This window comes from Priestia flexa NBRC 15715 (assembly GCF_001591565.1).
In the GTDB taxonomy this organism is placed as follows: domain Bacteria; phylum Bacillota; class Bacilli; order Bacillales; family Bacillaceae_H; genus Priestia; species Priestia flexa.
This window is the reverse complement of record NZ_BCVD01000103.1, coordinates 1-14,947: the sequence shown is the minus strand read 5'-3', so window position 1 is coordinate 14,947 and position 14,947 is coordinate 1. Positions and strand designations below refer to the sequence as shown.

The 14,947-nt window shown below is 39.5% G+C and carries 11 protein-coding genes, 1 pseudogene and 1 riboswitch; of the genes and pseudogenes, 6 read left to right on the top strand and 6 right to left on the bottom strand.

All coding sequences use genetic code 11. The features are described 5' to 3' along the window. Positions 1–211: 211 nt before the first annotated feature. From BFL01S_RS15320 to BFL01S_RS15310, 3 genes are read left to right on the top strand one after another with little or no spacing between them, the layout of a single operon-like run. Entirely contained in the window at positions 212–694 is a 483-nt protein-coding gene (locus BFL01S_RS15320; RefSeq protein ID WP_025908896.1) for a PH domain-containing protein, read from the top strand. Continuing rightward, complete coding sequence (locus tag BFL01S_RS15315) at positions 687–2,087, top strand: PH domain-containing protein (RefSeq protein WP_025908895.1); 1,401 nt, start codon at positions 687–689, stop codon at positions 2,085–2,087. The genes BFL01S_RS15320 and BFL01S_RS15315 overlap by 8 nt, the downstream gene beginning before the upstream one ends. 3 nt (positions 2,088–2,090) lie before the next feature. Next, positions 2,091–2,276 (top strand): cysteine-rich CWC family protein, encoded by a 186-nt coding sequence (locus BFL01S_RS15310; RefSeq protein ID WP_061786199.1) that lies wholly within the window; start codon positions 2,091–2,093, stop codon positions 2,274–2,276. Between the two features lie 22 nt (positions 2,277–2,298). Here the strand turns inward: BFL01S_RS15310 and BFL01S_RS15305 are convergent, their stop codons facing one another. The 5 genes and pseudogenes from BFL01S_RS15305 to BFL01S_RS15290 all read right to left on the bottom strand — a co-directional run bounded on the left by BFL01S_RS15305 (position 2,299) and on the right by BFL01S_RS15290 (position 6,380). Continuing rightward, a complete protein-coding gene (locus tag BFL01S_RS15305; protein WP_025908893.1) occupies positions 2,299–3,660 on the bottom strand; it encodes a PFL family protein in 1,362 nt (453 codons plus the stop codon). Between the two features lie 14 nt (positions 3,661–3,674). After that, positions 3,675–3,947, bottom strand: coding sequence for an ACT domain-containing protein (locus BFL01S_RS15300; RefSeq protein WP_025908892.1), 273 nt, complete (start codon positions 3,945–3,947; stop codon positions 3,675–3,677). Between the two features lie 90 nt (positions 3,948–4,037). After that, a riboswitch (glycine riboswitch) is annotated at positions 4,038–4,113 on the bottom strand. A gap of 324 nt (positions 4,114–4,437) precedes the next feature. Next, a pseudogene (locus tag BFL01S_RS21125) lies at positions 4,438–4,569 on the bottom strand (carboxypeptidase); the annotation flags it as partial. Positions 4,570–4,927: 358 nt separating this feature from the next. Then, positions 4,928–5,128 (bottom strand): cold-shock protein, encoded by a 201-nt coding sequence (locus BFL01S_RS15295; protein WP_025908891.1) that lies wholly within the window; start codon positions 5,126–5,128, stop codon positions 4,928–4,930. 181 nt (positions 5,129–5,309) lie between these two features. Further along, on the bottom strand, positions 5,310–6,380 hold the full coding sequence (locus BFL01S_RS15290) for a DUF3900 domain-containing protein (RefSeq protein WP_025908890.1): 1,071 nt from the start codon (positions 6,378–6,380) through the stop codon (positions 5,310–5,312). Positions 6,381–6,550: 170 nt separating this feature from the next. Between BFL01S_RS15290 and BFL01S_RS15285 the strand changes: the two genes are divergently transcribed. Beyond that, on the top strand, positions 6,551–7,807 hold the full coding sequence (locus BFL01S_RS15285) for an Nramp family divalent metal transporter (RefSeq protein ID WP_061786198.1): 1,257 nt from the start codon (positions 6,551–6,553) through the stop codon (positions 7,805–7,807). Between the two features lie 38 nt (positions 7,808–7,845). On the opposite strand, the gene gltC is transcribed toward BFL01S_RS15285, so the two are convergent. After that, positions 7,846–8,748 carry a glutamate biosynthesis transcriptional regulator GltC gene (gltC, locus tag BFL01S_RS15280; protein WP_025908888.1) on the bottom strand — a complete coding sequence of 301 codons (903 nt, stop codon included), beginning with the start codon at positions 8,746–8,748 and terminating at the stop codon, positions 7,846–7,848. A gap of 137 nt (positions 8,749–8,885) precedes the next feature. On the opposite strand from gltC, the gene gltB reads away from it, so the two are divergent. Next, positions 8,886–13,439 carry a glutamate synthase large subunit gene (gene gltB / locus BFL01S_RS15275; RefSeq protein ID WP_061786197.1) on the top strand — a complete coding sequence of 1,518 codons (4,554 nt, stop codon included), beginning with the start codon at positions 8,886–8,888 and terminating at the stop codon, positions 13,437–13,439. A gap of 16 nt (positions 13,440–13,455) precedes the next feature. Continuing rightward, positions 13,456–14,937, top strand: a complete 1,482-nt coding sequence (gltD, locus tag BFL01S_RS15270; RefSeq protein WP_025908886.1) for a glutamate synthase small subunit — start codon at positions 13,456–13,458, stop codon at positions 14,935–14,937. Positions 14,938–14,947 lie beyond the last annotated feature (10 nt).

Below are 14,947 nucleotides of genomic sequence, written 5' to 3'. Positions count from 1 at the left end.
AGTGGCCGTAGCGCAATAAAACGAACATGTTGTGACAATGTAAGGAGGTGAGAAAAGGGAGTGTTCGTCTTGTTGAAAATTTGTTTTGGTATGTCCTACTCTCTTTTTGTATACAAATTAGAAAAAATATGAAAAAATACATATTATTGAAACTTTTTGGGCAGCTCAAGCGTTTAAGAAGAAAGAATACATGAATTGAGAGGATATACATATGGAAATTACACATTTACAGGGGAAGCTACCTTCCGAAGCAAAAAGCGCAATGAGAATTCAAGCGTTATTGCCACATATATTGTGGTTAGCAGGAACGATTGGTTATTATGTTCTTGTCTATTTTTTTAATTGGTGGATCTGGATTTTTTGGGTTTCTGGAGCTCTGCTAATCGTTAGCTTTATTGTTTATGTTGTCATCGCTCCGAGCATTTACATGAAAGTGTATTCGTATCAACTAACAGAGACGCATATCGAAGTACAAAAAGGTTTGTTTATCTGGAATCATACAAAAGTGCCGATTGTGAAGGTTCAACATGTGGAAACATCAACGGGGCCAATTTTGCGTAAATACGGTCTGGCTTCAATTAATGTTGTAACAGCTGCAGGATTTCTTGAATTTCCGGCACTACAATCAGAAGACGCAAATAATTTACGCGAAACAATCGCAAAGATGGCAGAGGTGAAGGACGAATATGAATAAAAAGCTGCACCCACTTGCCGTTATTGTTCAAGCTGCAAAGTACATAAAAGACAATATTTTACCATTTGCATTTTTAATCATTCTTCAGCGAGATAAAGTACTGACATACTGGTGGGTTGGTTTAATTATTATAGGTATCAGCTTGTTTTTTGCATTTGTTAAATGGCAAACATTTCGCTACGAAGTTACAGAAAAAGAAATTCGAATTAAAAAAGGAGTCTTTAAAAAAGAAAATAGTTTTATCCAACGAACGCGTATTCAATCGATTCAAATTGATCAGCCTTTTCTGTTTCGCCTAGTTAAACTGGCACGGCTTCGTATTGAAACAGCAGGTGGAACAGGAATGGGTGCAGAAGTCGATTTACCAGGTGTTTTAATGAAAGACGCCCATGAGTTAAAAACAATGCTGCAAGCAGGGGAGTCTTTTTCAGTAGAAGAGAGTCCTGAAAGAAAACAAATCATTAAAACATTAAAGGTGCCCACCAGTCGCTTAGTGATTGCTGCTGCGCTATCGGCGAACTTTGGCTATATCTTTGCTGGACTGGGTGTACTATACGAATACGTGGATGACTTAATCAACCCGTGGATTCAAGATGCTTATGAACAGATTGTTACGCAGTCTATATTAGCTATTATCATATTAGTATTTTTTATTTTATGCATAGCATATATACTTTCTATTATCTTGTACGTAATCCGCTTTGGTAATTTTATGGTGGAGCGCTATGAAAAGCACCTTCAAGTTCAATACGGGCTATTAAACAAAAGCTCGCTTACGATTCCTTTTGAAAAAATTAAGGCGGTTACAGTTGAAGAAGGTTTGCTTCAGCGTTTATTTGGTTGGGGAGCCATTTCGTTAAAAGTCGTAACTTCTGATTTAGAGCAAAAAGTGTATTTACACCCATTTTTAAAACAAAAGGAAATAACGGAGGTTTTTTCAGAGTATCTTCCTACTTATCGTTACCTTGAGTTTAAGCCAAACGTAGTGCGCAATTATGTATGGTATAAGCTATCATATGTCTTCATTACAGCTTGCATTGCAGCAGTAGCAATCAGCTTTTGGAAAGTTCAGCTTGTGTGGGGAGTGGTTGTCATTTTGTTAGCTACTTCGTTGTTAACATGGTTTGGATATCACCAAGGAGGCGTAGCGATGACCCATGAATTTTTAAGTATTCGATCGCAGTTTATTACTCGAAAAACAACGGTTATGCAGCGCAGAAAGATTCAGGATGTAAAGGTGAAAGCAAGCAGCAGGTTTTGGGAAAAAGGATGTCGTCATCTTATTGTATCAACAATGGGTCTTGGTTCTTCCTACGGAGTTGGCTATTTACCGGAGCGCATATGGAAGCCGATCTTTGATAAAGCTACACATTGGGATGTAAAGAAAGAGTGAGTTATGATTAACATAACCTGTCCACTGTGTGGAAAAAAGAATGGATGTCAGCATGTTTTAAAAGAAGAAGAGTTTACTTGCTGGTGCGCAGAAGAAGAGTTTCCAGATGCGTTAAAAGCAAAATCTAGTCATTCTTGCATTTGCAAATCTTGTCTGCAAGTGTATAAAGAGAGTCAGCGTGAAGAGTAATGATTACGCTGACTCTTTTTACTTAATTAATCAATGCTTGTAGGGGAGCAGGAATTCGTCCACCGCGATTTACTAATCGCTCAGAGCTATAAGGGTTAACACCCATGACTGGAGCTCGTCCTAGAAGACCACCGAATTCTACCATTTCACCTTCACTTTTACCGGGAACAGGGATAACGCGTACTGCGGTTGTTTTTTTGTTAATCATTCCAATTGCCGCTTCATCAGCAATCATTCCTGAAAGCGTAGCAGGACTAACATCTCCTGTTAAAGCAATCATATCTAAACCAACAGAACATACGCAGGTCATCGCTTCAAGTTTTGATAGATTTAGAGAACCGTCGGTAATACCTTTAATCATCCCGTTATCTTCACTGACCGGAATAAAAGCCCCACTTAGACCACCAACGTAAGAGCTAGCCATTGCGCCTCCTTTTTTCACAGCATCGTTCATAAGTGCTAACGCAGCAATTGTACCATGAGTACCCACACGTTCTAACCCAATTTCTTCTAAAATTTCAGCAACGCTGTCGTTAATAGCATTAGTAGGAGCCAGTGATAAATCCATGATGCCAAAGGGAACGTTTAGTCGTTCAGCCACTACGCGTCCAATTAACTCACCAGCGCGCGTAATTTTAAATACCGTCTTTTTAATTACTTCAGATACCTCACCTAAATCAGCATTAGGATGACGTTTTAGTGCATTTAAAACAACACCAGGGCCACTAACACCTACGTTTAAGACCACTTCACCTTCACCTGAGCCGTGAAAAGCCCCGGCCATAAATGGATTATCTTCAACAGGGTTACAGAACACAACCAGCTTGGCGCAAGCAATGCCATCACGATCTTTTGTACGGTTAGCCGCTTCTTTAATAATAACGCCGAGCTGTTTTACAGCATCCATATTAATACCGGTACGAGTGGTGGCTACTGAGATTGAAGAACAAACGCGTTCTGTTACGCTAAGAGCTTCAGGTAACGCGTCTAGCAACGTTTGATCACTCTTTGAAATTCCTTTATGAATAAGAGCTGAGAAGCCTCCGATAAAATCGACACCAACCTGTTGTGCAGCACGGTCTAATGTTTTAGCGAGCGTGATTGTTTGTTCAACCGTTGCATGACCTAAAATCTCTGCGATAGGAGTAATTGAAATACGCTTATTTACAATTGGAATTCCATATTCTTTTTCAACCTGTTCAGCAGTTTCTTTTAATTCACCTGCATATGAAACAATTTTGTTGTAGACATTTTGATTCATTGTTTCAAAGTTAGAATCAGCACAGTCTCTTAAACTGATACCCATTGTTACTGTACGGATATCGAGGTTCTCCATTTGAACCATTCGGATGGTTTCCATCATTTCTGTTAAAGCAATACTCATATTTATTCCTCCTTTTATACGCGATGCATAGCTTGAAACGTTTCTTCAAGCTGCACGTGAATTTTTAAACCAAGCTCTTCGCTAACGTTATTTAAAGAATGTTGTAGCGAGTTTAATTCAATAGCTGATACATCGACAATCATCATCATCGTAAAGAAATCTTGTAATATTGTCTGACTAATATCGAGGATGTTAACACCTTGATTTGATAAGACAGTTGTGACGCTTGAAATAATCCCTACTTGATCTTGTCCAATTACGCTAACCACAGCGCGCTTTTGTTGCATAATAATCACCTCAAAAATAATATAGAAAATAAAAAAAGAGATTGGAAGAATCCAATCTCGAATAGGTCATCGAATAACATACGTATGTATCGTTACTCTTCTGTCCTTTTGCCTGAGATTGTGAATCCTTCGGCGCCGCCTAAGCGGTCTCTCCAGAAGCTGCTCCTGTTGTAGTGTTATCCACAACAATCATTGCTTGGGGAATATTCAATTTAACATTGGCTCAAAAACCAATAGAAAAATCATATCAACAAAAGAAAAGATAGTCAATGTTTTTTGAACATTTCTATTGTTTCATCATGTTTACTTAGAATGGGAGAGTGTTTTGTGCTATATCACACTTAAAAATAGAGCAATGGAAGCAAAAGGTGAGAGGAGAGGTAGGAGCTAAGGCTTTTCATCAATAGTTCAGCAAAGGGAAAAGGGTACAATTGTTATAAATAGAAAAAAAGGAAAGAGCCTATCAGTCGCTTTCCTGTGATAATTTTTATTACTCGTCTTCTCCAGAAGGGCGAGTTGTTTGGGAGGCAAGCGTGTCCCAAAAGCTTGTATCTGCATTTTCTATTGAGCCATCTGAAATAGCTCTTACAGTTGAGTCTAAAGTAGTGATTGTTTGTTTAATGTGCCATTAGTTAAAAAAGGCATGAGCTTAAAATACTGTATTTTGAGAATATTTAAAGTAGAATGTAAACAAATTATTGTAACTGTACAAATAAGTGAAAGTTAAGACGAGGAGAAAGAGGGAGAGGGCGGATATCGCAGTGGATGGTTAGTTACTGATTATCATGAGATGTGTAATAAAAAATTAGGTATTATAAGAATACTATGCTATACTAAGTTTACCATTTTCTTTACCAGTTACTATCTGTGTTTTGATGTTCCCTATTCATTCGTGAGTAGGGTTTTTATTATGTCCAAATTTCAATGTAAATTAAAAACAGACTCTACAAGTAGAGTCTGTACATAGATGTCCGTATTAATTACGCTTTTTGAACGTTAGTAGCTTGAGGTCCACGTTGACCTTGCTCTACTTCAAAAGTTACAGCTTGACCTTCATCTAAAGATTTGAAACCTTCGCTTTGGATTGCTGAGAAATGTACGAATACATCGTCTCCGTTTTCGCGCTCGATGAATCCAAAACCTTTTTCTGCGTTAAACCATTTTACTTTACCTTGTTCCATTGTTGTTGCCTCCTCGTGTGCTTTGCACACATTGTGTTACTATTCTTGCTCAAATCTTCAGACGAAAGTTGTTAACTTGTCAATCCTTACCGAACAAAAATAATTCTTCTTAAGAATAACAGAAACAGTTCAGTATTGCAAGTAAAGTAAAAAATAGATGCGTCCGTTTATTATTTTTGGCTCATTCTTCCCAGCGCTTACTGCTGATTTTCTCAATAATCCCGTGCAAATCCCCAGGCTTATGAAACTCAATCGGAGACGCGCCTTTTTCAAACAAAATCGATTCTGCTTCAATTAACGCCACGTAGCGTCCGTTCACTTTCGCTAAGTGAATATTTTCCCCGAAATCCGCTAACAGTCCTTTAATCTCCGTTTCGCCAAGCTTCATTTTAAGCTCGGCATCAGGCGTATGCTCGACGATATGAGCAGCAGCTTCCATAACTTGATGGGTATCCAAACGTTCTTGGAGCTCACGCTTTTCACTTGTTGCCCACAGTTCCATGTCCGACTCAAACTGTTCAAGTTCTACGCTTTCTGCTTCAAACGTTTCGCTGACGTGTTCACGCACCATATCCATCACTTGTGTTTTCATAATCTCAGGCATCGGCTCGTTGTAGTCAATAAATTTCAAGAAGTCTTCAAAGTAACGAGCGTGAGACGCTTGGTGGATGACAAGTTCGCTTTCTTCGACCATGCCTTCTTCAGGCATGTATGGGTATTGAATAGACTTCATGTTCTTGGTTGTAATGGCCATTTCGACATGGCGAATGAGCGTTGATTCATCGGTGATTGAGGCAACTTTGGGCTCAAAATCACATTTTAAAATAAATACAAACGCCTGATCGAAATATTTGCGCGGTACAGCGGATATAACTAAAAAAGCACCGCCTCGTACAGCTGCGGTATCTAAATATGCGTGAATAAACTGTTCGCTATTTTCCTCAAATTCCTCCTTTGCCGTTGCAAAGCGCGTGCGATGAAATAAATTATAGTTAGGATTAGAATCTAATGCGTGCCCAGGTTCCGTGACAAAGTAACCAAGCTTTGTAGGAACTTGTTCAGCTTTTGGATGGCGTTCAACCTTACGTTTAACAATTTTTTTAAACTCACCGTCTAAGAAGTCTTTAATTGAGCTTTCTTCGTATTCTTCTGTATTCAGCGTTTGAAAATGCTTGTAGCGTTTGTCTGCTTGCTCGTCTTTACCATCTACTTGGATGACGTAAAATGATAAGAAATTAATTTTAAAGTCCATAGATTCACCTTGTTTCATTAAGAGTTCATCATTTCAGTATAGTAGAAAAAAGAAAAAAGCGTCAATGATAAATAAAGTATCGAAAGGGTTGAAAAATCTAAACTTTCTAAAATTTACAAAAAATAGTATAATAGATAACGAGAGTCTAGTAAAACAAAGGAGGGAATTGTATGACTGTAGAATTACATACGAATGAAGCACCTACTCGGCTGAGGAGTCGACTTTCAAAAGTAGGTCCGGGATTGATTACGGCTGCAACGGGTGTAGGAGCAGGGGATTTAGTAGCCGCATTAGTAGCGGGGGCGACGCTTGGGATGACGTTCGCATGGGCTATTGTAGTAGGGGCCATTTTAAAGTACTACTTAAATGAAGGCGTAGGAAGATGGCAATTGTCAACTGGACAAACTATTTTAGAAGGCTGGAATTCAATGGGGAAATGGGCTACCAGCTATTTTGGAGTGTATTCAGTCCTTTGGGGGTTTGTATTTGGAGCTGCTGTTTCATCATCATGTGCCTTAGCCATGCATGCGTTATTTCCTCAGCTCCCGCTTTGGGCTTGGGCTATTATTCATGCACTTATTGGTTTTTTATTAGTTTGGAATGGGAGATATGCATTGGTTGAAAAGCTAATGACTGTTTTTGTTGGCATCATGTTTGTTACGGTTGTAGGCACTGCCATATTACTATCTCCAAATTTAACAGCACTTGCTGGAGGCATGGTACCAAAAGTACCTGAAGGATCGCTGATGAACGCTCTAGCTTTAATTGGAGGAGTAGGTGGTTCTATTACAATGGCTTCTTACGGATACTGGATTCGTGAAAAAGGCTGGAACCATCGTTCGTGGATTTCAATTATGCGCCTTGATTCAGCTGTTGCTTATATTGTAACCGCTATCTTTACGCTGTCTCTTCTCGTAGTAGGAGCGGAGTTTTTATTTGGGACAGGCATAACGTTGAGTGGTGAACAAGGTCTTATTCAGTTATCGAGTATGCTAGGCGAGCGCTTTAATGAACCGATGCGCTGGCTGTTTTTAATCGGTTTTTGGGCAGCTTCCTTTACGTCATTGTTAGGGGTATGGAACGGTGTACCATATCTATTTGCTGATTTTGTTCGCATTATGAAAAAAGAGGCGAAAAATCCAGGGGTCGTCGTGGAGAAAACCAAACCATACCGTGCGTATTTAATCTGGTTAACATTTCCTTCCATGCTTTTATTGTTTATTGGAAAGCCTGTTGGCCTTATTATGGCATACGGGGCGTTAGGAGCGTTATTTATGCCATTTTTAGCTCTGTCGCTACTTTGGCTTTTAAATTCAAAGCGAGTAGAAAAACAGTATCGTAATCCGTTATGGAATAACATCATGCTAGCTGTCTGTATTTTATTGTTTATTGTCTTAATGGTAAACGAACTACTTAATATTTTTTAAGCATATATAAAATAGAACAGTATAAATGAAGAGTTTCTTCATTTATACTGTTCTAACATAGCGAAAAAGGATTTAACAAACTCATAAAAAATTTGATCAGAAGGTGCTAAATTTCGGTTTCTTGGAATAATCATTCCGACTGTTCGTTTTACTTCAGGTGTGTGAATAGGAATCTTTGTTGTAAACCTGGGCGTTGTTTCAGAAACGGTGCTTTCAGGTAAAAGTGTAATTCCCATACCTGCAGAGACTAGCCCTTTAATTGCGTCTAAATCTTCACCTTCAGATGAGATATTTGGCATAAACCCAGCTTGCTTACAAGCATCTACGGCAATCTTACGAAGCACAAATCCATTTGGGAATAAAACGAAATCTTCGTTACGTAAATCGCGGAGGCGTAAATTTTCCTGTGTTGCTAAAGGATGACTTGAAGGAACAAGTGCCAGTATCTTTTCTGTAAATAAAATGTGCCCTTCAATATCTTCATCGTCTACTGGTACAGGGCCTAAAAACGCAATATTAATATCCCGCTTCTTAACGGATTCAATTAGAAATTTATAAGACCCTTGTCTTAAATGAAAAGCGACGTTTGGGTGATTCTCTTTAAACGCAGATATAATCGTAGGCAATAGATGACTTGATAGACTGGTAGGAAATCCAATTTTAATCGTTCCTCGCTCAGGATCTAAATATTCATCCACTTGTTCCTTTGCGTAATCAATTGCTTTCATGGCCGTTTCTGTATGTTCTAGAAACAGCTTTCCAATCGACGTTAACTTTACATTTCTTCCTTCTCTTTGAAATAACTCCACGCCCAGTTCATCTTCTAAGTTGGCAATTTGTCGACTGATAGCAGACTGCGCAACATGTAAATGTTCAGCTGCTTCAGATACGTGCTCACGTCTGGCAACTTCCATAAAATAGCGTAATTGTCTAAGTTCCATCGGCTTACTCCTTTTCTATATATCAAAATGAGATTGGTTTCATCTAAATTATATATTGTTTATATTAATTTGAAAACTTAAAATATAAACAAGTGGTCTTAATAAATAGATAAAGAAAACGAACGGGGGAGAAAAATATGACATACAATCAAATGCCGAAAGCTCAAGGTCTCTACCGTCCTGAGTTTGAGCACGATGCATGCGGAATCGGATTATATGCACACTTAAAAGGAGTGGCATCGCACGACATCGTAAAAAAAGGACTAAATATGCTTTGTCAACTCGATCATCGCGGTGGTCAAGGAAGTGATCCGCTAACGGGTGATGGAGCGGGACTAATGGTTCAAATTCCACATGACTTTTTCACAAAAGCATGTACTGATTTTTCATTACCTCAAAAAGGTCGCTACGGTGTAGGTATGATCTTTTTCTCAAATAATGAGCAAGAACAAAAAGAAATTGAAGGGTATATCAATGCTTTAATTGAACAAGAAGGACAAACGCTTGTAGGCTGGAGAACTGTACCAACAAATGTCGGAAAAATCGGAAAAGTAGCAAAGGAAAGCTGTCCGCACGTGCGCCAAGTATTTATTGGTGCAGATGAAAGTATTACAGATGATTTAGCGTTTGAACGCAAACTATATATTATTCGTAAACAAGCTGAATATTGGGCAGCAGAGCGTAAAAATCGCGTTTACTTCTCAAGCTTATCTAGCAGAACGATTGTTTATAAAGGTTTATTAACACCAGAGCAAGTAGATGCATTTTATCTTGACCTACAAGATGAAAACTTTACATCTCCTTTTGCTTTAGTACACTCACGCTTTAGTACAAATACGTTTCCAAGCTGGGAGCGCGCGCATCCAAACCGTTATTTAATTCACAATGGAGAAATTAATACGCTTCGTGGAAATCAAAATTGGATGAAAGCACGTGAGCAGCAGTTCGTATCAGAAGCTTTTGGTTCAGATCTTCATAAAATACTGCCAATTTTAGATAGTGAAGGTAGCGATTCGTCCATTCTAGATAATGCGCTTGAATTCTTTGTGTTAGCAGGTAGAAAGCCAGCGCATGCTGCAATGATGATGATTCCAGAACCTTGGACTGAAAATCCTCATATGTCTGATGAGAAGCGCGCATTTTATGAATACCATAGTGCTCTTATGGAGCCGTGGGATGGACCGACTGCTATTTCATTCACTGATGGAAAACAAATTGGTGCAATTTTAGATAGAAATGGATTGCGTCCAGCGCGTTATTATGTGACAAAAGATGACTATATTATCCTTTCTTCTGAAGTAGGGGTTATTCCAGTAGAAGAGGACAATGTTCTTTATAAAGAGCGTTTAAGCCCAGGGAAAATGTTGTTAATTGATTTAGAAGAAGGACGCATCATTTCAGATGAAGAAATTAAAGCTGAAATGGCGCAAGCGGAACCGTATCAGCAGTGGTTAGATGAGCAGATGGTAAAGTTAGCTGCTTCAGCTGATGAAAAGCCAGAATCTTTTGATGACTTAGTTGTTCGTCAAAAAGCGTTTGGCTATACGTATGAAGATATTCATAAATATTTACTGCCGGTTGTGAACGAAGGAAAAGATCCGTTAGGTTCAATGGGGAATGATACGCCACTTGCAGTTCTTTCAGATCGTCCTCAGTCCTTATTCAACTATTTTAAACAGTTGTTTGCACAAGTAACGAACCCACCGATTGATGCAATTCGTGAGCAGCTGGTGACGTCAACAATGACGCTGCTAGGTGCAGAGGGCAATTTGCTACACCCAACAAAAGAAAATAGTCGTCGCATCCAGCTAGAAACACCAGTGTTAACGAATGGACAGCTTCAAACATTAAAAGAAGATAGCATTAAAGGTTTCAAGAGTGCTGTTCTTTCAACGGTATTTAAGGATGATTTGAAAGCATCTTTAGAAGATTTATTTAACGATGCAGAAAAAGCAATCGTAGAGGGTGCTAGTATTTTAATCTTAAGTGATCGAGAGATTAATGCAAACCGTGCACCAATGCCAATTTTATTAGTTGCAAGTGCTCTTCACCAGCATTTAATTCGTCGTGGTAGTCGTACAAAAGTCAGCTTAGTTATTGAATCTGGAGAAGTTCGTGAAGTTCATCATTTTGCAGCTTTAATTGGTTATGGAGCAGATGCAATTAATCCTTATTTAGCGTTTGCAACGTATGATTATGAAATTGCAGCTGGCAATTTAAAAACTTCTTATCAAGTAGCAGTAACGAAATATGTAAAAGCAGTTACCGAAGGCGTTGTAAAAGTAATGTCTAAAATGGGGATTTCTACTGTGCAAAGTTACCGAGGAGCTCAAATTTTTGAAGCAGTTGGAATCGGTGAAGAAGTTATTGCAGCTTACTTTACAGGTACAGCATCTCAGTTAGGAGGAATTGGCTTAGATGTCATTGGAAAAGAAGCGCGCACACGACACGAAGCAGCTTATGCTGAAGCGTACGAACAGACTTTAGAGTCAGGAAGTGACTTCCAATGGCGAAAAACAGGTGAGCATCATGCGTTTAACCCGAAAACGATTCATACCTTACAATGGGCTTGTCGAAAAGGTGACTATGATTTATTTAAGCAGTTTTCAGAAGCTGCAAACGAAGAGCGTATCGGGTTCTTACGTAACCTTTTTGCCTTTAAACAAGAACGCCCAGCTCTTTCAATCGATGAAGTAGAATCTGTGGATTCTATTGTCAAGCGATTTAAATCAGGTGCTATGTCGTTTGGTTCTTTGAGTGAAGAAGCACACGAAGCATTAGCAATTGCGATGAATAAATTAGGTGCTAGAAGCAATAGTGGTGAAGGTGGAGAAAATCCAAGACGTTATGAGCTTGATGAAAACGGTGATAACCGTCGCAGTGCCATTAAACAAATTGCATCAGGGCGATTTGGTGTGAAAAGTCACTATTTAGTGAATGCTGATGAGTTGCAAATTAAAATGGCTCAAGGCGCTAAGCCAGGAGAAGGTGGACAGCTGCCTGGGAACAAAGTATACCCATGGGTTGCAGATGTACGTGGATCTACTCCGGGAGTAGGCTTAATCTCTCCTCCGCCACATCATGATATTTATTCAATTGAAGACTTAGCTCAGCTTATTCATGACTTGAAAAATGCCAACCGTAACGCTCGTATTAGCGTTAAGCTTGTATCAAAAGCAGGTGTTGGGACGATTGCAGCTGGTGTTGCAAAAGGTGTGGCAGATGTAATTGTTATTAGTGGATACGACGGTGGAACAGGTGCATCACCAAAAACCAGTATTAAACATACGGGCCTACCTTGGGAGCTAGGTTTAGCAGAAGCTCACCAAACGTTAATGTTAAACGGTCTTCGCGAGAAAGTAGTGCTAGAAACAGACGGAAAGCTAATGACAGGAAAAGATGTTGTTATGGCAGCACTTTTAGGTGCAGAAGAGTACGGATTTGCTACGGCTCCGCTAATTGTATTAGGTTGCATCATGATGCGTGCTTGTCATTTAGATACATGTCCTGTTGGCGTAGCAACACAAAATCCAGAGCTTCGTAAAAAGTTCTTAGGTGAGCCAGATCATATCGTAAACTATATGCGCTTTGTTGCACAAGAAGTTCGTGAAATTATGGCAGAGTTAGGATTCAGAACGGTAGAAGAGATGGTTGGACGTACAGATGTGCTGCATGTTAGTGAACGTGCACAGTCACATTGGAAAGCGCAGCATTTAGATTTGACAACACTTTTACATCAGGTAGAGGGTGTTCGTACGTTTAAGACGCCGCAAAATCATAAAATTGACCAGTCTCTAGATGTGCAAAAAATCTTACCTGCTGTACAGCAAGCGATTGAAGAGCAATATCAAGTGGATCTTTCGTTAGATATTCACAATACAAACCGAGTGGTAGGTACCGTTGTTGGTAGTGAAATCACCAAGCGTTATGGTGAGAAAGGATTGGCTGAGGATACGATTACGCTTCGCTTCTCAGGTTCAGCTGGTCAAAGTTTTGGAGCATTTATTCCAACTGGTATGACGCTTCATTTAACAGGAGATGCCAACGATTATATCGGTAAAGGCTTGTCAGGTGGAAAGATTACAGTATCTGCGCCAAAGCAATCCACTATCGTTTCAGGTGATAATGTTATTGTTGGAAATGTTGCGTTTATCGGTGCGACAAGTGGTGAAGCGTATGTAAGTGGCAGAGCAGGTGAGCGATTTGCAGTTCGTAACAGCGGTGCGCATGTTGTGGTAGAAGGTATCGGTGATCACGGCTGTGAGTATATGACAGGCGGTCGAGTTGTTGTTCTGGGAACTGTTGGTAAAAACTTCGGTGCAGGTATGTCAGGTGGTATTGCATACGTACTAGCAGATGATAAAGCAGAATTTAAGAAACTATGTAACCAAGAAATGATTGGTTTTGAAGGTTTAGAAGCTCAAGAAGCTGACGAAGTAAAAGCGATGATTGAGCGTCACCTTGAATATACAGATAGCCAAAAAGCAGCGTTTATTTTAGAAAACTGGTCACAAATGAGCAGTAAGTTTGTAAAAGTTATTCCAAATGACTATAAGCGTATGATTACTCGAATTGAAGAACAAAAAGAAGCGGGGCTTTCTGAAGAGGAAGCAATCATGAGCGCGTTTGAAGAAAATGCACAGCAAGAAAAAAAGTCAATTTCAAAACAACAAGAAGCAGTAGCTCAGTAAGAAAGGGGAGAGTAAAATGGGAAAACCAACAGGATTTATGGAAATTAAACGTGAAAAAGGCAAAGAAAGAGATCCTTTAAAACGTTTAAGTGACTGGAACGAATATGCTGCTCCTTTATCTGATGAAGCACTGAGTCGACAAGGAGCACGATGTATGGATTGTGCAACTCCATTTTGTCATATGGGGATGGATATTAACGCTTTTACATCGGGCTGTCCAATTTATAATTTGATTCCAGAATGGAACGATTTAGTATATAGAGGTCAGTGGAAAGAAGCGCTTGATCGTTTAATGAAAACAAATAACTTTCCTGAATTCACAGGGCGCGTTTGTCCAGCGCCTTGTGAGGGGTCTTGTACATTAGCTATTTCAGATCCTGCGGTTTCAATTAAAAATATTGAACGAGCAATTATTGATAAAGGGTTTGAAAACGGTTGGATTACACCACGTATCCCAGAGAAGCGCACAGGTAAAAAGATAGCAATTATCGGTTCAGGGCCAGCAGGTTTAGCGAGTGCAGATCAGTTAAACCAAGCTGGACACTCAGTCACTGTATATGAACGTGCAGATCGTCCTGGCGGTTTGTTAACTTATGGTATTCCGAATATGAAGCTTGATAAAGAGGTAGTCGCAAGAAGAATTCGCTTACTAACGCAAGAAGGTATTGATTTTGTCACAAATACAGAAGTTGGTAAAGATGTGACGCGCGAGGAACTTCAAGAGCAATACGATGCGGTTATCCTTTGTACAGGTGCTCAAAAGCAGCGTAATTTAGTCATTGAGGGTAGAGAAGCAAAAGGCATTCATTTTGCGATGAACTATTTAACAACGACAACAAAAAGTATGTTAGATTCCAATTTCAAAGATGGTCAGTACATTGATGCTAAAGGTAAAGATGTAATTGTTATTGGAGGAGGGGACACAGGAGCAGACTGTGTAGCAACAGCATTACGTCAGGGGTGTCGTAGCGTCGTTCAATTTGGTAAGCATCCTCAGCTTCCAACAGAACGTACATCTGATAACATGTGGCCAGAGTACCCTCAAGTATTTAACCTTGAATATGCATATGAAGAAGCTCAAGCAAAGTTCGGAGATGATCCGAGAGAGTATTCAATTCAAACAAAAAAAATCGTGGCTGATGAAAATGGCAACTTAAAGGAGCTTCATACAATTCAAATGGAGAAGCTTGTTGATGAAAGCGGTCGTTATACATTTAACGAAATTCCAGGAACAGAAAAAGTTTGGCCAGCTCAGCTTGTCTTTATCGCAATTGGCTTTGAGGGGCCTGAGCAACCTGTGCTTGAGCAGTTAGGTGTTGAAACGAAAAATAACAAAGTGGCTGCAGCGTACGGTAAATATACAACAAATGTTGAAGGGGTATTTGCTGCTGGAGACGCACGTCGTGGTCAGAGCCTGATTGTATGGGCTATTCATGAAGGGCGCGAAGTAGCAAAACAAGTAGATCATTACTTAATGGGAGCTACTGTACTGCCATAACGTTTAAAAA